At 62.2% G+C, this 20416-nt stretch carries 20 protein-coding genes and 1 pseudogene; 7 read left to right on the forward strand and 14 right to left on the reverse strand.

Annotated elements, in window-relative coordinates:
• From FNA46_RS26470 to FNA46_RS23485, 12 genes and pseudogenes are all read right to left on the reverse strand, one after another.
• Positions 1-127 (reverse strand): annotated as a pseudogene (locus FNA46_RS26470) (ribokinase); the annotation flags it as partial.
• 9 nt (positions 128-136) lie between these two features.
• The gene (locus tag FNA46_RS23435) at positions 137-901 is read right to left on the reverse strand and encodes a glutamine amidotransferase (protein ID WP_143127641.1); all 765 of its coding nucleotides are present in this window, start codon (positions 899-901) and stop codon (positions 137-139) included.
• Positions 902-928: 27 nt separating this feature from the next.
• Complete coding sequence (locus FNA46_RS23440) at positions 929-2017, reverse strand: phosphotriesterase family protein (protein WP_143127667.1); 1089 nt, start codon at positions 2015-2017, stop codon at positions 929-931.
• Positions 2018-2021: 4 nt separating this feature from the next.
• Positions 2022-2990 (reverse strand): ABC transporter permease, encoded by a 969-nt coding sequence (locus FNA46_RS23445; RefSeq protein ID WP_246103331.1) that lies wholly within the window; start codon positions 2988-2990, stop codon positions 2022-2024.
• A 38-nt stretch (positions 2991-3028) separates the two neighbouring features.
• Positions 3029-3826 (reverse strand): ATP-binding cassette domain-containing protein, encoded by a 798-nt coding sequence (locus tag FNA46_RS23450; protein ID WP_143127643.1) that lies wholly within the window; start codon positions 3824-3826, stop codon positions 3029-3031.
• Between the two features lie 164 nt (positions 3827-3990).
• A complete protein-coding gene (locus tag FNA46_RS23455) occupies positions 3991-4932 on the reverse strand; it encodes an ABC transporter substrate-binding protein (protein ID WP_143127644.1) in 942 nt (313 codons plus the stop codon).
• Between the two features lie 124 nt (positions 4933-5056).
• Positions 5057-5671 carry a cupin domain-containing protein gene (locus FNA46_RS23460; RefSeq protein WP_143127645.1) on the reverse strand — a complete coding sequence of 205 codons (615 nt, stop codon included), beginning with the start codon at positions 5669-5671 and terminating at the stop codon, positions 5057-5059.
• A gap of 175 nt (positions 5672-5846) precedes the next feature.
• A complete protein-coding gene (locus tag FNA46_RS23465; RefSeq protein ID WP_425468802.1) occupies positions 5847-7028 on the reverse strand; it encodes a M20 aminoacylase family protein in 1182 nt (393 codons plus the stop codon).
• An 80-nt stretch (positions 7029-7108) separates the two neighbouring features.
• Positions 7109-7888 (reverse strand): amino acid ABC transporter ATP-binding protein, encoded by a 780-nt coding sequence (locus tag FNA46_RS23470; RefSeq protein WP_143127647.1) that lies wholly within the window; start codon positions 7886-7888, stop codon positions 7109-7111.
• A complete protein-coding gene (locus FNA46_RS23475) occupies positions 7885-8811 on the reverse strand; it encodes an amino acid ABC transporter permease (protein ID WP_143127648.1) in 927 nt (308 codons plus the stop codon). Before FNA46_RS23475 ends, FNA46_RS23470 begins: the two co-directional genes overlap by 4 nt.
• Entirely contained in the window at positions 8808-9698 is an 891-nt protein-coding gene (locus tag FNA46_RS23480) for an ABC transporter substrate-binding protein (RefSeq protein WP_143127649.1), read from the reverse strand. The genes FNA46_RS23475 and FNA46_RS23480 overlap by 4 nt, the downstream gene beginning before the upstream one ends.
• A 60-nt stretch (positions 9699-9758) precedes the next feature.
• Positions 9759-10721 (reverse strand): substrate-binding domain-containing protein, encoded by a 963-nt coding sequence (locus tag FNA46_RS23485; protein WP_143127650.1) that lies wholly within the window; start codon positions 10719-10721, stop codon positions 9759-9761.
• A gap of 101 nt (positions 10722-10822) precedes the next feature.
• Between FNA46_RS23485 and FNA46_RS23490 the strand changes: the two genes are divergently transcribed.
• The 7 genes from FNA46_RS23490 to FNA46_RS23520 all read left to right on the forward strand — a co-directional run bounded on the left by FNA46_RS23490 (position 10823) and on the right by FNA46_RS23520 (position 18572).
• Positions 10823-12148, forward strand: coding sequence for an aminotransferase-like domain-containing protein (locus FNA46_RS23490; protein ID WP_143127651.1), 1326 nt, complete (start codon positions 10823-10825; stop codon positions 12146-12148).
• A 593-nt stretch (positions 12149-12741) separates the two neighbouring features.
• Positions 12742-13857, forward strand: coding sequence for an ABC transporter ATP-binding protein (locus FNA46_RS23495; RefSeq protein WP_143127652.1), 1116 nt, complete (start codon positions 12742-12744; stop codon positions 13855-13857).
• A complete protein-coding gene (locus FNA46_RS23500; protein WP_143127653.1) occupies positions 13854-14504 on the forward strand; it encodes an ABC transporter permease in 651 nt (216 codons plus the stop codon). Before FNA46_RS23495 ends, FNA46_RS23500 begins: the two co-directional genes overlap by 4 nt.
• Positions 14501-15172 carry an ABC transporter permease gene (locus tag FNA46_RS23505; protein WP_143127654.1) on the forward strand — a complete coding sequence of 224 codons (672 nt, stop codon included), beginning with the start codon at positions 14501-14503 and terminating at the stop codon, positions 15170-15172. The genes FNA46_RS23500 and FNA46_RS23505 overlap by 4 nt, the downstream gene beginning before the upstream one ends.
• Before the next feature lie 65 nt (positions 15173-15237).
• Positions 15238-16152, forward strand: coding sequence for an ABC transporter substrate-binding protein (locus FNA46_RS23510; RefSeq protein WP_143127655.1), 915 nt, complete (start codon positions 15238-15240; stop codon positions 16150-16152).
• Between the two features lie 92 nt (positions 16153-16244).
• Positions 16245-16985 (forward strand): histidine utilization transcriptional repressor HutC, encoded by a 741-nt coding sequence (gene hutC / locus FNA46_RS23515; protein WP_143127656.1) that lies wholly within the window; start codon positions 16245-16247, stop codon positions 16983-16985.
• Between the two features lie 84 nt (positions 16986-17069).
• Positions 17070-18572, forward strand: coding sequence for an HAL/PAL/TAL family ammonia-lyase (locus FNA46_RS23520; protein ID WP_143127657.1), 1503 nt, complete (start codon positions 17070-17072; stop codon positions 18570-18572).
• Between the two features lie 8 nt (positions 18573-18580).
• Here FNA46_RS23520 and FNA46_RS23525 read toward each other — a convergent pair whose 3' ends face one another.
• Together FNA46_RS23525 and FNA46_RS23530 are read right to left on the reverse strand one after the other, a co-directional pair.
• A complete protein-coding gene (locus FNA46_RS23525) occupies positions 18581-19348 on the reverse strand; it encodes a phosphate/phosphite/phosphonate ABC transporter substrate-binding protein (protein WP_185969974.1) in 768 nt (255 codons plus the stop codon).
• The gene (locus tag FNA46_RS23530) at positions 19345-20385 is read right to left on the reverse strand and encodes a fatty acid desaturase (RefSeq protein ID WP_143127658.1); all 1041 of its coding nucleotides are present in this window, start codon (positions 20383-20385) and stop codon (positions 19345-19347) included. Before FNA46_RS23530 ends, FNA46_RS23525 begins: the two co-directional genes overlap by 4 nt.
• Between the last annotated feature and the right edge of the window lie 31 nt (positions 20386-20416).

Below are 20416 nucleotides of genomic sequence, written 5' to 3' on the forward strand. Positions count from 1 at the left end.
GATTGGCGCCCTTGCCGCCGAGCCCCTCTTCCACGCCGTCGGCATTCAGCGTCTCCCCCGGTTGCGGAAGCCGCGCCAGGTGAAAGCTGCTATCGACGCAGACATTGCCGACGACGTGAACGGTCATGGTGCGGCTTCAGTCCGTTGCCCAGGCCAGCATCTGCGCAAACAGCGTCTTGTATCCCGGCCAGGCAATGAATTCCGGTGGCAGCCAGTGCGGGCCGACATCCGAGGTCCAGACGACCGTGCGGCCTTCGCCATAGGTACCGGTCACCAACAGGGGCAGGGAGCCGTATTCGCTGGAAACGGTCATCAGCTGTTGGGCGCCTTCCTTCAGCACCACCTCGTTGAATCCCAGAAGATAGGGAAACGCGCCGGAAATGCCGGAGAGGATGGGGTGGTTCGCATCGCCGGAGACGACCGGCGAAAAACCTTCCGGAACCTCGACGCGGTCATCCACCGGCAGGCAGGAGACGGGCAGAACCTCCTCGACCGGCGTGTTGCGGTAACGCGCGCCACCATTGATACCTTGAAAGGAATAATAGCCGCCGAACATCAGCAGCGCTCCGCCGCCTGCGACATACTCCTTTAGCAGCTTCAGCCGGTTCGGCGTGCGGCGCGAATGGATCCAGGTATCGGGATGCAGAAGCAGCGTATTGGCGCCGATATCCGACAGGACGATGGCGTCATAGGCCTGAAGGCCTTCGAGCGTCAGCGGGAAGTCGCGCTGCGCCTCATGCGCGGGCATGAAAGTGACCTCGAACGGGCTTTCCTTCAGGGCGCTGAGCAGTTCATCAGCGCCGGTGTGATAGGTGACGGTCGGAAACTGGTCGAAACCCTTGATGTGGGTCGCGGTCGATACCCAGGATTCGCCGGCGAGCAGCACTTTCTTCTTGGTCATGGAAACTCCTTCACACGATGCCGGCGCTCAGCGCCCGGCGGAAAACACGGTTTTGGGATTTTCGACCAGCATGCGGTCGATGGCGGCCTGGTCCACACCATGGCGCTTCAGGCGCGGCAGGAAGTGCTTGAGGATGTAGCCGTAGCCGAAACCGCCGTAACGGGTCAGCATGATCTTCAGGAACACATCCTGCGACAGAAGCAGCCGATCGGCAAAGCCCCTGTCGACGAGGGTCGCGATGGCGCGCGCATTCTGTTCGTCGGACGGCGACTGGGCATCCTGATCGGCATAGTAATAGTCCATGCCGATCATGTCGTATTCCAGAAAGGCGCCGCGGCGGGCAAGCGCCATCTGGTAATCGAGATCGTCATGGCTCGGGTTCATGTGGCAGAGCACGGTGTGACGAAGATCCGCCCCCTCCTCCTCGATGACATCGAGCACGCGATGCGCCAGCCGCTCCCAGCCCGGCAGGTGGATGGAAAGCGGCAGGCCGGTGAGGCGCGAGGCCCGCGCCGAGGCGCGAAGCGACTTCTCCTCCTCCGCCGTGAAATGACGGCTGACGCCGACCTCGCCGATGATGCCGGCTATGATCCCGGGCTGGGTCTCGCCCCCGCCGACATCGTTGACGATAAAGGCCGTCACCTCGTCAATGTCCATGCCCTTCAGCCAGTCGGGATGGGTGTGTTCGAGATAGAACCCCGTCCCCATCACGATACGCAGGCCGGACATACGGGCAATCCGGGCAAGGCCCTCCGCATCGCGCCCGATGCCGAAATTGGTGGTTTCCACCACGGTGCAGCCGCCAAGCGACTGGAATCGCTTCAACTCGCTGAGCGCCAGATCCCCGTCGTCCAGCGAGACATTGTCGCGGTTCATGTAGGGGTTCATCCGCAACTCGCCGATGATCTCCATCGAGACCTTCTGCTCGGCAATCGCCTTCTCATCGGGGTGGCATGGGCATATCCAGCTGCGGGCACCGTCCAGAAAGATGTGCTCGTGCATCAGCGTCACGCCGAGATCGTCCACCGGAACGGGGCCGGTCACCGTCATGGCGCAACCGGTCCCGACACCGATCGGGTGGCGCTCGCGCGGCTTTTCGGCAAACAGATGGTCCATCATCTCAGCGACCTCGCGCGCCGCCGCGGAACAGGCGGAAATTGAGCCAGATGGCGACCAGAATGATGAAGCCGGTGACGATGGGCGTGAAGAACGGCGACAGATGCGACAGGATCAGACCGTTTGCCAGCACCGCTACGGTAAGCGCCCCGAGGATGGTGCCCGCCAGCGACCCACGCCCTCCAAACAGGCTCGTGCCGCCGAGCACCACGGCCGCGATGACGTCCAGCTCGAAGCCCTGGCCTGCATTGGAAGAACCGGAGCCGAGGCGGGCGGCGAGGATGATGCCGGCGGCGGCGGCGGCCATGCCCGACAGCACATAGACCCAGAGGATGATGCGCCGGGTATCCACGCCCGCCCGGCGGGTAGCCTCGGCATTGGCCCCCACGCCCGTCACGTAGCGGCCGAAATGGGTCTCGTTGAAGACGATATAGGCGATGACGAGAACGACGGTGGCGATCAACGCCGGAGCGGGAATGCCGAAGACCCAGGCCCGGCCGATTGCCACGAAGGGGCTCGTCGGTTCGATCGGGATCGAATAGCCGCCGGTGATCAGCAGCGCAAAACCCCGGATGACCGACAGACCGGCCAGCGTGACGATGAAGGCGGGAATACGTTCATAGGCGATGAAGTAGCCCTGGATCACGCCGACCAGCGCACCGAGCGCCAGCATCATGAGGATCGCCACCGGCCAGGGAATGCCGGCCTGCAGGGATGCGGCCGATAGCGTCGCCGTCAGCGCCAGCACCGAACCGACCGAAAGATCGATACCGCCGGTGGTAATCACGAAGGTCATGGCGGCCGCGACAATCAGCAGCGGCGCGGACTGCCGCACGATGTTGAGCAGGTTCGGCGCCGTCAGGAAGGCATTGGTGGTGACCGAGAAAAACAGGCAGCAGACGATGAAGAACAGCGCAATCGACATGACGCCGCCATGGGCAATGGTCCTGTCGAGAAGGGTCGCCTCGCGCATCCGCGGCTGATGGCCGGCATAGGCATTGGGTTCGGCGCTCATGCGGAAACGCTCCTTTCAGCGGGATGGCCTGCGGAGCGGGCGGCAAACTTGCGCCCGACGATGAGATTGACCACCTCTTCGATATTGGTGTCCTCGATCCGCCGCTCGGCGACGTTTCGCCCCTCGTACATGACCTGGATGCGGTCGCAGACGAGGAAGAGATCCTGCAGGCGATGGGTGATGAGGATGACGGAGACGCCGCGCTTCGAGACGGTGCGGATGAGTTCCAGCACCGCTTCGACCTCCGCCACGGCGAGTGCCGCCGTCGGCTCGTCCATGATGAGGACGGAGGGATTGAAGGAGGCGGCGCGACCGATGGCGATCGACTGGCGCTGCCCGCCCGACAGGTTTTCCACCTTCATGCGCGTATCGGGAATGACGATGCCGAGATTGGAGAGCATGTCGCGGGCCCGCGCATGCATCAGCGTCTTGTCGAGCATGGGCACGCCTGCCAGTCGTCGCTTCGGTTCGCGGCCGAGGAAGAGATTACCCGCGACATCAATCGTGTCGCAGAGCGCAAGGTCCTGGTAGACCATTTCGATGCGGGCGGCGCGCGCATCCGCCGGCGACGTGAAGGAGACGGTCCTGCCGTCGATCTCGATCGTGCCGGTATCGGGAATGACGGCGCCCGAGAGAACCTTGCTGATGGTCGATTTCCCCGCACCATTGTCTCCGACAAGGCCGAGGACTTCGCCGGGCTTCAGATCGAGCGAGGCATTGTCGAGCGATTGGAGAGCGCCGTAGCGCTTGGAAATGCCGGTCATGCGGACGCGGCTGACGGACGTGTCGGTCATGGTCTATGGCCCTTGCGGCGACGCCGGATGGGAACGCCAGACAGACATTCCCGGAATTCGGCGCCTCGGAACACGGAGAGCGGCTGGCCTGCCATCGGCAGGCGCCGCCCTCCCCTGACGCCACCCGCTCCTTATGCGGATCGGGTGGCCTGCGAAACGGCGCCTTATTTGAACATCGCGCGGAACTGATCGACATTCGCCTTCGTCACGATGGTGACGGGGACGTTGATGATCTTGTCGATCGTCTGGCCCTTCTTCACCTTCACGAGCGCTTCGACGGCGGCCTTGCCCTCGCCGGCCGGATCCTGCTGGATGACCGCGGTGACAAAGCCCTGGTCGATGCCGTCGATGGCGGATTTCGTCAGATCCCAGCCAAAGACCTTGATCGAACCGGTCCGGCCCTGGCTGGTGACGGCAGAAACAGCACCGAGCAGCGCCGGCTCGCCCGTCGCATAAAGGGCAGACATGTCGGGATTGGCAGTCATCAGGTTTTCGGCAGCCGACAGCGCCACGTCCTGCACGTTCTGGCCATCGACTGTATCGAGGAACGTCACCTTCTGGCCCCCTGCCGCAACGGCGGCCTTGAAGCCATCGAGGCGCTGGTTCTGGATGAAGGAATTCAGCGCACCGACGACGCCAACCTTTGCCGCGCCACCCATGCTGGTCTTCACGTAATCGGAGAAGAACTTGCCGATGTCCTTGCCGGCGGCCGTGTTGTCAACGCCGACGAAGGCGATGTTGTCGCCATCCGGAATCTGCGCATCGATGGCGATGACGGGAATTCCGGCCTTCTTGGCCGCCGTGATCGCGGGCTTCACGCCGTTGACATCGATGGCGACGAGAATGATGCCGTCGACCTTCTGGGTGATGTAGTTTTCGATGGCGTCATTCTGTGCCGCGGGCACGTTGTTGGCATTGAAGATCACGAGGTCGGCGCCGGCCGCCTTTGCTGCAGCCTTGGCGCCATCATTGATCTGGTTGAAGAACAGCGCCTGCTGGTTGATGGTGACAAGCGCGAAAGTCTCGGCAAAGGCATGCGAGACGCCCATGGAAAGCGTCATGGCGGCGGCTGCGACGCAGCCCATGAAATAACGAGTCCGACCCATTTTATGGTTCCCCTTTTATGGCGCCGTGTCCGGCACCGATCCGACAAGGAGAAATATTCAAGTAACTTGAATTAATGTCAAGAGACTTGAATAGCCAGAAACCCTCAAATTTCGGGGGGCGTATTCAGAATGTCGGCGGCGTATTGACCCAGAAGATGGAGGCCCGCTCCTGGCCCACATTGCGATACCAGTGCGGAAGTTCGGAATTGAAGACAAAGCTGTCGCCCGCGGAAAGCCGGAAAGTCTTGTCGGCGATCATAAGCTCGATTTCGCCGACAAGCACATAGCCCACCTCTTCCCCCACATGCTGAATGGGGCCGGCGCTTTCGCCATCGACGTCGATGTGATGGATGTTGCACTGGAGAAGGTGGCCGGGCGAATAGGGAATGACCCGCTCCAGGGAGATCCCCTCGCCACGTCGCAGCGGATCCAGCGATATCAGAGGGCGATTGCCGGCCCGGAACACCACCCCTTCATCCGTATCGGTTTCCTCGAACATCCAGCCGATATTGGAATCGAGCGCCTGGACCAGCCGGTGCAGCATCGGCAAGGACGGCGAGGCCTTGCCGTTCTCAATCTTGGAAAGCAGGCTTTCCGAGCAGTCGGCTGCCTGTGCGAGCGCCTTCAAGGTCAGCCCGCGCGTCTGCCGCGCAAGCTTCAGACGCGCGCCGAGGCGCTGCGGATTGGAGTGTATTTTGTCCTCTCGTGCATTGTCAGATGCGAGAGTGGGGGTCGCCATGTTCATGTCTGTTGCATCGCAATTTTCAATGCCACCACTATAGGAGCCTGAAAGCGAGCCTGTCCAGCAAAGGTCGCGGCCCTTCCGCGCGGCTAAGGATGAACAGGTGTCCGACTACGGGCAGCGCTGCCCGCTTCTCCAAGGCGAAAGGTGCGGACGTTGGCCTCACACGCCGTCAATCCTGCAGGAACCGCTCCGCCAGACGCGCCCACATGGCGGCCCCGACTGTCAGGCTGCCATCGGCGAAGTCATAGTTCGGGCTGTGCAGGATGGCAGACGACAGGCCGTTGCCGAGGCGCAGGAAGCTTCCCGGCTTGCGTTCGAGGAAATAGGCAAAATCCTCGCTGCCGGGGATCAGGGGGCACGTGGCCACCTTGTCCGCACCGATCAGTTCCTCCGCGACGGTGCGGGCAAAGGCCGTCTCGGCCTCGGAATTGACCACCACCGGATAGCCGTGGTCGTAGTGAATGCCGATCGTGGCATCGAAACCATCGGCCACGGAACGGGCGAGCTTGGTGATGCGCTGCTCCAGAAGCGCCCGGATCTTCGGCTCGAAGCTTCGCACGCTGAGCGCGAGCCGGGCATATTCCGGAATGACATTGACGGCTTCCCCGGCATGGATGGTTCCGACCGTCACCACCGCCGTCTGTGTCGGATCGATGTTGCGGGACACCACCGTCTGGAGGGCGACCACCAGATTGCAGGCGACCACCACGGGATCGATGGTCAGGTGCGGGCGCGAGGCATGGCCGCCCTTGCCCTTGATGGTGATGTTGACCGTGTCGGACGAGGCCATGATCGGGCCGGACCGCAGCAGGATCGTGCCTTCCGGCGCACCGGGATGATTGTGCAGGCCGAAGATCGCATCCATGGGGAAACGCTCGAACAGCCCGTCGGCAATCATCTGCTGCGCGCCGCTCGGGCGTCCATTCTCCTCCGCCGGCTGGAAGATCAGGGTCACGGTGCCATCGAAGCGGCGCGTGCGGGCAAGATATTCGGCCGCACCGAGCAGGACTGTTGTATGGCCGTCATGGCCGCAGGCATGCATCTTGCCCGGCGTCTTGCTGGCATAGGCAAGCCCGGTAGCCTCCTCGATGGGGAGCGCATCCATGTCGGCACGAATGCCGATGCTTTTCTTGCCGTTGCCGTTCTTCAGCACCGCCACGACACCGTGACCGCCGACATGGCGCGTCACGGCATAGCCCCAGGCTTCGAGCTTGTCCGCCACGAAACGCGACGTCTCGACCTCCTCCTGGGAAAGCTCGGGATGGGCGTGCAGATAGTGTCGCGTTGCCTTGAGATCCGCCTCCATGGCATCAAAATCGCAAACGCGGGCAAAGTGATTGTCGTTGAGCATCAGGATATTCCGAAATCCGGGAAAAGAACGCCGGCCAAAGGACCGGCGCCAAGGTGGGGAGAATGCGGCTGGCGGTCGCGCTAGAGGAAGCGCGACAGAAAGGCCTGCGTGCGGGGATGCTGCGGATTGCCGATGACATCCTCCGGCTTGCCCATCTCGACGATGTGGCCGCCATCCATGAAGATGACGCGGTCGGCGGCCTCGCGCGCGAAGCCGATTTCATGGGTGACCACGATCATCGTGAGGCCTTGTCTGGCGAGATCGCGCATGGTGGCCAGAACTTCGCCAACAAGTTCCGGGTCGAGCGCCGATGTGGGTTCATCGAAGAGCATCAGTTTCGGGCGGATGGCGAGCGCGCGGGCGATGGCGACGCGTTGCTGCTGACCGCCGGAGAGCTGACGCGGATAGCTCTGCGCCTTCTCCGACAGGCCGACGCGTTCCAGAAGCCGCATGGCATTGGCGATCGCCTCCTGGCGGCTTTCGCCATGGATACCGATCGGTGCCTCGATGATGTTCTGCAGCACCGTCATGTGCGGATAAAGGTTGAACTGCTGGAACACCATGCCGATCTTGCGGCGCTGCCTGGCGATGCCATTAGCGGAAAGTTTTTCGAGGCGCCCCTTGCGGAGCGCGTAGCCGATCTGCTCGCCATCCACCTGGATATAGCCCTTCTGGATCGCCTCCAGATGGTTGATGCAGCGCAGGAAGGTGGATTTGCCGGAGCCGGACGGGCCGAGGATCACCACCACTTCACCCGGCATGACATCGAGGTCGATGCCCTTCAGCACCTCCAGCTGATCGAAGGACTTGTGGACGTTGCGGGCTTCAACGAGAGGCGTTTGCGAATTGGCGGTCGTCAATGGCTTGCCTCCTCTGTCACGGCAGCGGGCTTGGCGACAGTCGCGTTACGGCGATCGCTGCGACCGTAATAGGCCTCGATATAGCTCTGGCCGATATTGAGAACGGTGGTGATCATCAGGTACCAGATGACCGCAACCAGCAGCATGGGAATGATCTCAAAGGTGCGGTTGTAGATGGACTGCACCGAATAGAGCAGATCGGCCATGGCAATCACGCTGACGAGCGAGGTCGCTTTGATCATGCTGATCAGCTGGTTGCCGGTGGGCGGCACGATGGAGCGCATGGCCTGCGGAATGATGATCCGCCACAGCGCACGGGCCCGCGTCATCCCGAAAGCCTCGGCGGTTTCCGACTGACCGCGATCGACCGACAGAAGACCGCCACGGATGATTTCGGCCATGTAGGCGGCTTCGTTGAGGGCAAGGCCAACAATCGCCGCCGTCATGGGCGTGATGACCGAATTGGTCTCCCAGCTCACCAGCGTGGGGCCAAACGGGATGGCAATCGACAGCTGGGGAAACAGCGTCGACATGTTGTACCAGAAGATCAGCTGGACGAGCAGCGGCGTGCCGCGGAAGAACCAGATGAACAGCGAGGCGAACGAACGCGCCAGTCGATCATTCGACATGCGCGCAATCGCGATGATGAGGCCAAAGGCGATGCCGAGAAGCATGCCGACCACCGTCAGCCCGAGACTGACGGTCAGGCCGCTCATGACGACGGGATCAAAGAAATAGTGTGCGACGACCGGCCAGCCGAAGTTTTCGTTGTTGGCAACGATCCAGGCAAAATCCGCCACCACGAGAATGATGACGAGCCACAGGACCAGGCGTCCGGTCCGGAAGGGCGTGTGGGCTGTGGCCACATCCCGGAAGTCCGCACCGCCCGAAGGCGGTGCATTCGAGGCGGTGCGATCACTCATTTGGGCAACTGCCCTCCGAGGTTGATGCCGGCCTGCTTGAGCATATTGTTCTCAAGACCCCATTTCTTCATGACGGCGGCATAGGTGCCGTTGTCCATCAGGATCTGGATGGCATCCTTCAGCAGCGGACCGAGCTCCGATCCCTTCGGAACGACGGCCCCCTGATACAGGTCCTCAAAGCCGTTCTTCTGGCCGACACCCGTCAGCTCCAGCTGGCCGTTTGCCTGCGAAACGAAATAGGTGAGCGGGGCCTGGGAGGAGAAAAAGGCGTCCGCCCGCTTGGAGCGAACAGCCAGAATGGAGCTTGGCTGGTCGGTATAGGACTGGACTTCGATGGGGCTCTTGCCATCGGCCTTGCACTTGTCCGCCTGCACCTGGATGACGCGCTCGGCAGAACCGCCGGACATCACGGCAATGCGGTTGCCGCAGGCGGTGTCCAGCGAAGTGATGCCCTTGGGATTGCCCTTCTGCACCGCAAAGACGACGAATTCCTGAACCCAGTCGACAAAGTCGTTGGCCTCTTCACGGCTCTTGAAGTCACCGACCGGACCGATGGCGAACTGGTAGCGACCGGCATTGATGCCCGTCAGTTCTGCCGGCAGGCCACCAACGGTCGCATGTTCGATCCGGATGCCAAGAAGCTGGCCGATGGCATTCGCCAGATCCTCGCTAGCACCTTCCATCTTGGTTCCCGTCACGATCTCATAGGGCGGAAAGGAGCCGTTGTTGACGGAAATCATCTTCCCTTCGGTGCGGATCTTTTCCGGCAGGCGCGCGCGAAGCTCACCGTTGACGGTCTGGGTCGGAAGTGCCGCATCCTCGGCAAGAACGTTGCCGGTCATCACCATGCCGATCAAGGCGGCAGATGCAATCAGTTTGGCATTCATGTGCTGTTCCCTTTTCTATGCCTGAAATCTCGTGATCACCTCGCAGAGCCGGACGGCCGGTCAGAGGTTGGCCGCCTGCCACGGAAAGAGCTCCTGCGGTGTCAGGCGCCGAGCCAGAATCTTCTGTTCGTAAAGCTCGGCGGCAAAATCGGCGATCATGCGTTCGTTGGCCGCAAGACCATTGGTGTTCCAGCCCGCCGGCAGATCGGCTGCACAGCGGCGCAATTCATCAATCATCCACGGGGTGGTATCGGCATATTTCTCGCGCTTTTCCAGCCAGACGCGCTGGGATTCGTCGATCAGGGCGCTCAGCTCCTCCATCACCCAGGGATGTTCGGCAACGAAGTCCGCCTTGAAGCCGATGAGATGCATGCCCGGGACGTAACCAACGGCGTTGAAATAGGCCACCTCAGACGCCCGGTAATCATCCAGAAGCGGACGCAGCGCCGAGTCATGGTCGAAAAAGCCCTTGGGCATGAAAGGCGTGAAAACCGCATCCAGCCCGCCGTCCATCAAGAGATCCACCATCGGACGTTCGCCGGGGGTCGCCTCGATGCGGCCAGGCCGCCCGAAACCGTCGAGGCGGTCGACAATCGGATGCGCCTCGGTCAGCCGCCCCGCATACCAATAGGCGTCCTCCACGCCGACGCCTTCGCGGCGCAGAGCGGCACGGGTCCACGTATTGCCGGAATCGCGCCAGCCCGTGACGCCGATCTTCTTGCCGGCCAGATCGGCGAAGGTCCTGAGCGGGCTTTTCTTCGTGGTGATGACACAGCGATGGCGGAAGCCGCGCATGATGAAGTTCGGAATGCCGACGACGCTGTCATCGCCATCATGACGCAATTGCGCATAACGGCTGAAAGACATCTCCGCCGCATCATGCGCCTCGTCCTTGGCGATGTTGGCGACCAGCGTTCCGACCCGATCCACCTCGATCTCGAGGCGAGGAGAGGAAACGTCTCCCAGAACGAGAGGGGTCATGTAATCCCAGTCACGCAGAGCGAGGCGGAGTTTCAAAGCCATTTCGGATGCTCACAACAATGTTCACTGACCGCCACGCTAAATGTTCATTTTGATATCCACAAATGTTATTACGTTATTGAACATTTAAGAGTGAGACAAAAATGGGCGAAATCCCCACTGCGCGCTGGCTTGCCGAAAAGATAACCAATCGAACACAGCGCGGAATCGCGCTTGAGACCAGTGCGCTGGTGCGCGCCGGCGTTCTTCCCGTCGGCTCCCGTCTGCCCGCCATCCGCGATCTCGCCTACGAACTGGGCGTAAGCCCCGCCACTGTATCGGAAGCCTGGAGCGACCTTCGGCGCCAGAAGATCATCACCGGGCGCGGCCGCAATGGAACCTGGGTGAGCGGCGAACGCTTCGTCGCCAAGCCGGAGCGCCTTGCCAGTTCCGGCAATTATGCAGACGGCGTCCTCGACCTTTCCATGGCGGTGCCGGACGTCACCCTTCTGCCGCGGCTCGACAAGGCTCTCGCGCATGCGGCGAACGTCGGCGATCTGAACAGCTATGAGCGAAGCCGGATCGTGCCGGAGCTTCGCGATGCGGTGATGGCAGAGTGGCCCTATGTGCCAGAGGCTTTTCTGGCCACCAATGGCGGCTACAATGCAGTCTACACAACGGTGCGCGCACTGCTGATGCCGGGTTCCGTGGTGGCGATCGAGCATCCGACAGCCATGCGCCTGCTCGATATTCTCGAAGATCTTGGCGTGCGGATCGTGCCGGTCGTCTCCGATATGCATGGACCGACACCGGCTTCCTTGCGCGAGGCCCTGAAGGAGCGGCCAGCAGCCTTTCTCTTCCAGCCGCGTCTGCACTCCGTCACGGGACAGACCGTCAGCGCGGAACGCATGGACGAACTGGGGCAGATTCTGGCTGGCAGCGATACACTGATCATCGAGGACGACGGGATTGGCGACATTTCGTCCACCAGACCCGTTTCCCTTGGCTCGCACTTTCCCGACAGAACCGTCCACATTCTGTCCTATTCGAAAACGCTTGGGCCGGACCTCAGACTGGCTGTCGTCTCCAGCTCTTCGGCGATTATCGAGCAGATCCAGTCCTACCGCGCCTTCAGTGCTGGCTGGACCAGCCGAATGCTGCAGGCGGCGGCGGCCTGGCTGCTGCAGGATGAAGAGGCAGCGGACAGGGTGGCAAAGGCACGGTCGATCTATCAGGCGAGACGTGATCGACTGGCTCTGGAACTCTCGAGTCGCGGCATTCAGACGCCGGCCGGCAGCGGATTATGCCTGTGGGTTCCAGTGGAATCGGAGCCCTTTGCCATGGTGACACTGGCCGCCCGCAACATCGCGGTTGTTCCTGGCGGCAAGTTTTCCATTCTGCCCAGCCATCATCTGCGTGTGGCAACCAGCCGATTGAGCGACCGATGCGCGGAGGCGGCGGACGCCATTGCACTCGCTCACCGGCTGTAGCAACGCCGGGCAGCCTTTTGAAGCGAGCGGGAACAGATGAGGCGCCGGCCCGTCTGTCACCCTTCCTTGGGTCCAGACAACTGACGTTGGAACATCGCGCTGTAGCGCGAAAGCGGATGCTCTCTCGGCAGCGATAAGGGACCGGCATCCCATCGAGCAGACAACCATCATGAAAACGCCACCTGCCCGGCGGCCCCTTCAGACGCATTGGACGGCGAAGCGGCTTGAAAGCATCAGTGCGTCGCAGCGCTGAAAGCTATCCCGTCGACGAGAAAAGCACCGAGGACAGGTGGGACGAAAAATTGCATCATGGCATAGCCCGCAACTGACGCCATCTGTGGGTCGGACGGGCCGTCCACCAACGGCGGGAACTCGCTTTTGACCGAAACGTTGATGCGACATGCGTCTGCCATCTCCTGACCCCAGCATACAGCGACCCTGCCCACCGCCAGCATGAATTTTGAGCACTTTCGACAAACGTAGATTTCGTGGGCACCCCGCTTGCACGGATCCTGTCTTCATGCTTGTATAGACAACCAAGAGAGCATCGGAGAACGGGCCGGGTCCGATGACTGAGATACGGGAACTGCGCCATGATCACATTCGATACCGTCAGCAAGCACTATCGGGGCCAGACCGTTGCTGTCGACAAGCTGTCGCTGACAGCGCCCACCGGGAAGCTGACGATTTTCGTCGGCCCGTCCGGTTGCGGCAAAACCACCTCGCTGCGGATGGTGAACCGGCTGATTGCGCCCTCTTCGGGCAGAATTCTTCTGGATGGTGAACCGACGGACACGATGGATGTTGCCGTGCTGCGCCGCAAGATCGGTTACGTCATTCAAAACGCCGGTCTTTTTCCGCATCGCACCGTCGTGCAGAATATCGCGACCACGGCGCGGCTGAACGGCACCCCCAAGGACCAGGCACTGCGCATCGCCCATGATCTCCTGGAGCGTGTCGGGCTGTCATCGGCTTTCGCCAATCGCTATCCTTGGCAGCTTTCCGGCGGACAGCAGCAGCGCGTGGGGGTTGCCCGCGCCCTGGCATCCGATCCGAAATTCATGCTGATGGATGAACCGTTCAGCGCCGTCGATCCGGTCGTGCGCGGGCAATTGCAGGACGAGTTCCTCCGGCTGCAGCGCGACATCGGCAAGACCATCATCATGGTCACGCATGACATCGACGAGGCTCTGAAGCTCGGCGACCAGGTGGTCGTTCTGCGCACCGGCGGCACGCTTGCGCAGGTTGCGACCCCGCAGGAACTGCTGGCAAGACCGGCGGACGACTTCGTCGCCGATTTCATCGGGCGTGACCGCGGTTATCGCGTGCTTGGCTTTGCCGAATTCGCCAAGGGCGGCGTGCCGCTCGGAGCCGAGCCGACGGCAACGCTGGGCGCAACGCCCGAGACCCTTCGCCAGATTGCCACGGACAGATGGGTCCTCGTTACGGATCCCCTGAACCGCCCGCTGGGCTGGGCGGATGTCGACAGCCTCAAAGGCCCCTTGCGGGACGGCGACCTCAACCTCAGCGGCACGCTTGCCGTCGAAGGCAGCAGCCTGCGGCATGTTCTCGACGCGGTGCTCAGCTCTCCGTCGGGCCGTGGCGTGATTGTCGGTCAGTCCGGCGAGTTGATGGGCACCGTGACACTGTCGCATGTTGCCGAAGCCATCGAAGCCGCGCGCACCGGTCGCCTGGGGACGCAGCCATGAGGTTCGACTGGCTCTACCGCGAGTCCGGCCGCATCGCCGAACTCTTTCTCTGGCACCTCGGGCTGTCCGTGATCCCCGTAGTGATCGGATTACTCCTTGCTTTGCCGCTGGGATGGCTTGCGCAACGGGCGGGGTTCTTCCGTTCGACCCTGCTCGGTGCGGCAGGCCTGCTCTATACCATTCCGTCCCTGGCCCTCTTCGTGCTTCTGCCGCTTGTGCTCGGCACACGTATTCTCGATCCGATGAATGTGGTCGTGGCGCTCACGGTCTACGCGCTCGCGCTTCTGGTGCGCACGGTCAGCGACGGCCTTGAATCTGTCCCGCCGGATGTCATCCAGGCGGCCAATGCCATGGGCTATCGCAGGCTGCCACGCCTCTTTGTCGTTGAACTTCCCCTTGCCGTTCCGGTGATTGCGGCGGGGCTTCGGGTTGCTGTTGTCTCCAATGTCAGCATCGTCTCGGTCGCAGCCCTGATCGGCACGCCGCAGCTCGGGCTGCTGTTCACGCAGGGGCTTCAACTGCGGTTCCTGACGCCCATCATTGCCGGCATCGTGCTTTGCGTGCTGCTTGCCGCACTGCTGGACGGTCTCGTGCTGTTTGCCGCGAAACGCATGACACCCTGGCAGCCGGGAGGTGCCGAGCGATGATTGCATGGTTTTCAGACCCGACCCATTGGACGGGAAGCGACGGGGTGTTCGCGCTTGTCATCCAGCATCTGATCTATAGCGGGGTCGCCCTCTTCTTTGCCTGCCTGATCGGCCTGCCGATCGGTCTCTATGTCGGACATACGGGCCGCGGCGTCGTCCTGATCGCCGGGCTTGCCAATGCCTTGCGCTCGCTGCCAAGCCTTGGCCTCATCGTTCTTCTGGTGATCCTGTTCGGGCCTGTCTTTGCCTCCGACATGGCTTTCATCGTGCCGAGCATCATCGTGCTCGTCCTGCTTGCCGTGCCGCCCATCATGAGCGGAACCTATGCCGGCGTTGCGGCGGTGGATCCGGCAGCGGTGGATGCGGCACGCGGCATGGGCAAACGCCCGCTCGACATTCTCTTCGATGTCGAACTTCCCTGCGCCCTGCCGCTGATCTTCTCCGGGCTGCGCAGCGCGACGCTGCAGATCATATCGACGGCCACCATTGCCGCTTACGTTTCGCTGGGCGGGCTCGGGCGCCTCATCATCGATGGCCGCGCCCAGAACGATTACTACCAGATGGCGGCAGGTGCCGTCCTGGTCGGCGCTCTGGCCCTCCTCGTCGATCTGGCAATCGGCATCCTGTCCAGGCTGACAGTCTCACCGGGCCTCACCCGCCGGCTCTAGGCGGGCGACCGTTCACCAAACCGCGTTTTCAGTCTCATGACGTTGAACCTCAAGGAGTAGCTAGCATGGCATTCAGTATCTTAAAGGCCGCCGGCGCGTTTGCGCTAATGGCGCTTTCCGCCACCACGACGCTTGCCCAGACCGATCCCCTCGGGGCTGCTCCGGCCGCACGCACAGACAAGACCACCATCATCGTCGGCTCGGCGGATTTCCCGGAGAGCCAGCTTCTGGCCACCATCTATGCCAAGGCGCTTGCGGCAAAGGGCATCAAGACCGACACGAAGCTCAACATCGGCAGCCGCGAGGTTTACATGCCGGCGCTTCTCGACGGGTCGATCGACCTCCTGCCGGAATATGCCGGCGCGACGTTGAGCTATCTCGACAAGAACGCAACGGCGCATTCGCCGGAAGACGTCGCCAAGGCCCTGAAAGCCGCGCTGCCGGCCGGCGTTTCGATGCTGACGCCATCGCAGGCGCAGGATTCCGACGGTGTTGCCGTGACCCGCGCGACCGCCGAGAAATACAAGCTGAAGACGATTGCCGATCTCGCACCGGTTGCGTCCCAGCTGGTGCTGGGTGGTCCTCCGGAATGGAAGACGCGCAAGGAAGGCATCATCGGCCTGAAGGAACTGTACGGCCTCGAGTTCAAGTCGTTCAAGTCGCTCGATGTCGGCGGCCCGCTGACGCTTTCGGCACTGGTGAATGATCAGGTCCAGGCGGCAAACCTGTTCTCGACAGACCCGGCGATTGCGGACAACAAGCTGGTCATCCTCGAAGACGTCAAGAACCTGTTTCCGGCCCAGAACATCGTGCCGGTCATTGCCAAGGCAAAGGTCAGCGACGTCGTGACGAAGACGCTCGATGCCGTGTCTGCCGCTTTGACGACCGATGATTTGATCGTCATGAACGGTCGTCTGGCCAATCACGACAGCTTCGACGTCGTCGCCGATGAATGGCTGGCGAAACACAAGTTGAACTGACCGAGCTTCGCGGGTATGGCACTCACCATACCCGCGCACGCGCTGAAGATGTGTCAGATGCCGAACACTTGTCGTTCGCTTTGTGGAGCCTCATGCAGACGGTAGAGAACCAGGTCGAAAAAGCGCGGGACGAGCAGGCATCCGACAAGCCGCTTTACGTCACGCTCAAGGATTATGTTCGAAGCCGTGTCGAGACCGGCGAGTGGTCCATCGGGCAGCGAGTGCCTTCGGAAAACGAACTGGTCGACCTGCTCGGCGTCAGCCGCATGACCGCCAATCGCGCCTTGCGCGAACTGGCGGATGAAGGGTTTCTTGTCCGCGTGCAGGGCAAGGGCTCCTTCGTCGCCAGCAAGAAACGCACATCCCAGTTCCAGAGCGTTCCCAACATTGCCGACGAGATCACCCGCAATGGCGGCGTTCATACGGCAAACGTGATCGCGCTGCGCATGGAAACCGCCGATGCGCAACTGGCAGAAGCGCTTGCCATCGAGATCGGCAGCCCGGTGTCCCATTCGATCATGGTTCATGCGGACGATTCCATACCGATGCAGATCGAGGACCGGTTCGTCAACCACGCGATCGTGCCGCACTATATCGAGCAGGATTTCGCAAGGACGACGCCCAACGGATATCTGACCGCCGTAGCGCCGATCGTCAGGGCCGAGCAACATATCGAGGCGGTGACGGCGCAGCCCTGGGAATGCAAGCTGCTGGCGATCTCCAAGACGGAACCCTGCCTTCTGGTTCGGCGCCGAACCTGGTCGCAAGGCGGCGTCATTTCCTCGGTTCGCCTGCTCTATCCGGGCAGCCGCTATCGCCTCTACAGCACCTGATCCTCGGGTCGTTTCAGGAAGGGCAATCGCCTGACCATGAACGACCGTTGTGCCCCCTTCCCCAAACTGATTTCAGGAAATCCCATGACCGTGCTGCTCAATGACACGCTGACCTGGCAGGATGTGGCGCGGGTGAGCAACGGCGATGGTCTTGCGCTTTCAGAAGCCGCCTGGCACCGCATCGACAACGCCCACCGGATCGTCGAAAGCATCGTCGAGCGCGGCATCCGCGCCTATGGCATCAACACCGGCGTCGGCGCCCTGTCGGACACGGTGGTTGATCGCGGCGCGCAGAGCAAGCTGTCGCGCAGCATCATTCTGAGCCATGCCTGCGGCGTGGGGCCGCTTGTGCCACGCCGTGAGGTGCGCGCGATCATGGCGTCGCAGATTGCCAATTTCGCTCATGGCTATTCCGGGGTTCGCAGGCAGATCGTTGCCCATCTGGCGACCTTTCTGGAGCGCGACTGCGTTCCGGATGTGCCCGCCCGCGGATCGGCCGGATATTTGACCCATAATGCGCACACCGCCCTCGTACTGATCGGCGAAGGCTCTGCCCATATCGGCGGACGCGCTTTTGGCGGGCGGGATGCCTTGGCCGAGATCGGCCTTGAACCACTGGTTCTGGGCGCCAAGGAGGGCCTGAGCCTCGTCAACGGAACGGCCTGCGCCACCGGTCTTTCGAGCGTGGCTCTCGACCGCGCCGCCCGTTTGCTGGATTGGGCGGATGCCATTGCCGCGCTGACGCTTGAGGCGGCGGGCTGCCAGATGCCGGCCTATAGCGAGCCCGTGCTGTCGCTGCGCGTGTCCGACGGGATCGCAGCCGTTGGTGCAGCATTGCGTGCCCGCCTGGAGGGGAGCAGTCTGATCGAGGCGGCGCAGGGCAGGCGTACCCAGGATGCGCTCAGCCTGCGCTCCATTCCGCATGCCCATGGCGCTGCCCGCGATCTCTTTGACAATTGCGCCGCCGTCGTTGACCGGGAACTGGCCTCGGTTACCGACAATCCGGCCGTTGCGGGCACGCCGGAAGAGCCGCTTGTCTGGTCGGAAGCCCATGCGGTGGCACCGGCGCTGGCCCAAGCCGCCGACGCGCTTGCGATTGCCATCACGCAGATCACCGCCATGAGCGAGCGACGGATCGACCGGCTCGTCAATCCTCTGGTGAGCGGGCTGCCGCCCTTCCTCGCCTCCGATCCCGGCAGCCATTCCGGCTTCATGATTGCGCAATACACGGCGGCGGCCCTTGCAAACGAGAACCGGCGGCTGGCCGCCCCTGCCTCGACGGATGGCGGCCTGACCTCCGGCCTGCAGGAGGATTTTCTCGCGCATCCGACCGCTGCCGCCAACAAGCTTCTCGCCCTCCTCGACAATGCCGAATATATTCTCGCGATCGAATGGCTGGCAGCCACGCAGGCGCATGATTTTGTCGAAACCCAGGCCCGGCGTGCGGCGGGGACGGATGTGCTCTACCGCCATCTTCGCGCTGAGGTCAGCCATTACTCGGACGACCGGCCCATTGCAGCCGACATGGAAAAGGTCCGGTTGCTTCTGTCACAGAGCGCCCCGCCCCGCTGTTCTGATCGCGGGTGACGCGGCGGCTACATCAGAACATCGAGATCGATCCGCTTGGCGCGGATGAAGGGCAGCCCCGTTCGCCGTGCCGTCCAGCCGACGACGTGGAGCTCTTTCGCCGCCGGTTCATGCCGTTCGGCCAGCATCCAGGATCTGCAGTCGACCGCGGCAAAGTCCGTCTTGCCTTCCGCCACGGCAATGACCGATGCGCGATGCGCCCCCGTTGCGACCACATCCGCAAACAGGTCGAGGTTTTCACCGGCGGCTTCCAGATCGCGCTTCAGGGCGAGATAGCCTGACATCGACCGGTACTCATTGAAGGCCAGTTTCCTGTCGCGGAACAGTTCAATCGGCAAGAGCGCCTCGCCGGTCTCCGGTGCGGCGGTGCTTACCCCCTCCCCCTTGTGGGCGACGACGGCGCTTGAATAGAGCGCGCCTGCGCCACCGGCGATGCCGTCATAACTGCCTTGCCCAATGACCTGCACATGATCCTGCAAGCCAAGCTCCATCGGCCCCCAGCAGGTTTGAGACACGAGCAGTGCGGGATGACGCCAGAGAACATCGAGATCGAGGGCGTCTGGATCAAGCGTCGCGGGATCCGGCGCGATGACCGAGCCATCGTTGCCGCAGATGCCGCCGGAAACTGCCGGCATGTCGCCATTGCGTCGAACGAGATCTCGAGGCGCATCGATGCCCTGTTCGAGGAAGCCTGTGCGCATCCTGGCCCAGGCTGCGTCGGTTTCATCGCGCACCTCGGGCCAGTCATACATGGGAAGCGCTGCAATCCAACTCATCTAGGCAGATCCGATGTGACTGCGTTACCGGGCATCAGATACTCCGCGAGATCGACCTGTTCATTCGCAACGGGATGGGCTGCGACCGCGTACTCGTCCCGCCGCAACACAGGATGCACAACGGGCTCCTTTGCCTTGAACGCGAAAGCGCGAAAAACCTCGAAATAGTTGGCGAAGACATAGCCATCATTCATCGCCAGCCATTCGGCGCGTCTGGCTCTGTAGAGCGACGGCAGCCTGTACCAGGCAGCAGACGGCAGCTTGTGATGCACGAAGTGCAGGTTGTTGTTGAGAAAGAGCGGCGCAAGCAGCGAGGTCTCGACGATGATCGTGCGTCCATCCGGCCGCTCGGACCACTGGTGCTCGCAGTAGGACCGCAGCGCAATGATGGAGAGCCCGAGATAGGCGGAGACGCCGATGTAAAGCCAGACCGGGATACCGAACACAAGGGACACCACCAGCAGTGTCGGGATGAGCCCCAAGACATGGAGGACCCATGCGACCATCACTTGGCGATCACCCTTCATGATCTTAAGCCATTCCGACGCTGTAAACCCGACGACCATCAGCGGCGGTCCGAGCAGCATGCGCCCGATCAGTGTGTTGTTCCAGACCAGCAGACGCTTCAGGACGACAGGCATCGTCTCCCAGTCCTTCAGCGCGCGATAGTAGCTTTCCGGATCGTCGAAGGGGTCGGTCAGACGCTCATCCTCATGGTGCTGGATGTGGGTTCGCTTGTAGCTGCGATAAGGATAGAAGACGCCCAAAGGCGCGAAGACCAGCGCTTCATTCAGCCATGCGCTGCGTGTCGGATGTCCATGCAGAGCCTCATGCTGGAGTGACGAGTGCAAGGCAATGGTGATCCCGATCAGCACCAGCGCCACGATCGGTTCGGCGGGATAAAGGACATATCCGGCCATCCCCCAAAGGCCATAGCACGCCACAAGAAGCGCGACTGTCGGCCATTCGATCCGAAGAGCCCATGATCGCCCACGGCTGACAGGAAAGTTCGATCTCTTGAAGGAAATGTCGCTCATTACGTCCCCTGATGTTCCAATGGGATCAGAG

Origin of the sequence: Affinirhizobium straminoryzae, from assembly GCF_007004135.1 — a bacterium.
GTDB lineage: Bacteria > Pseudomonadota > Alphaproteobacteria > Rhizobiales > Rhizobiaceae > Neorhizobium > Neorhizobium straminoryzae.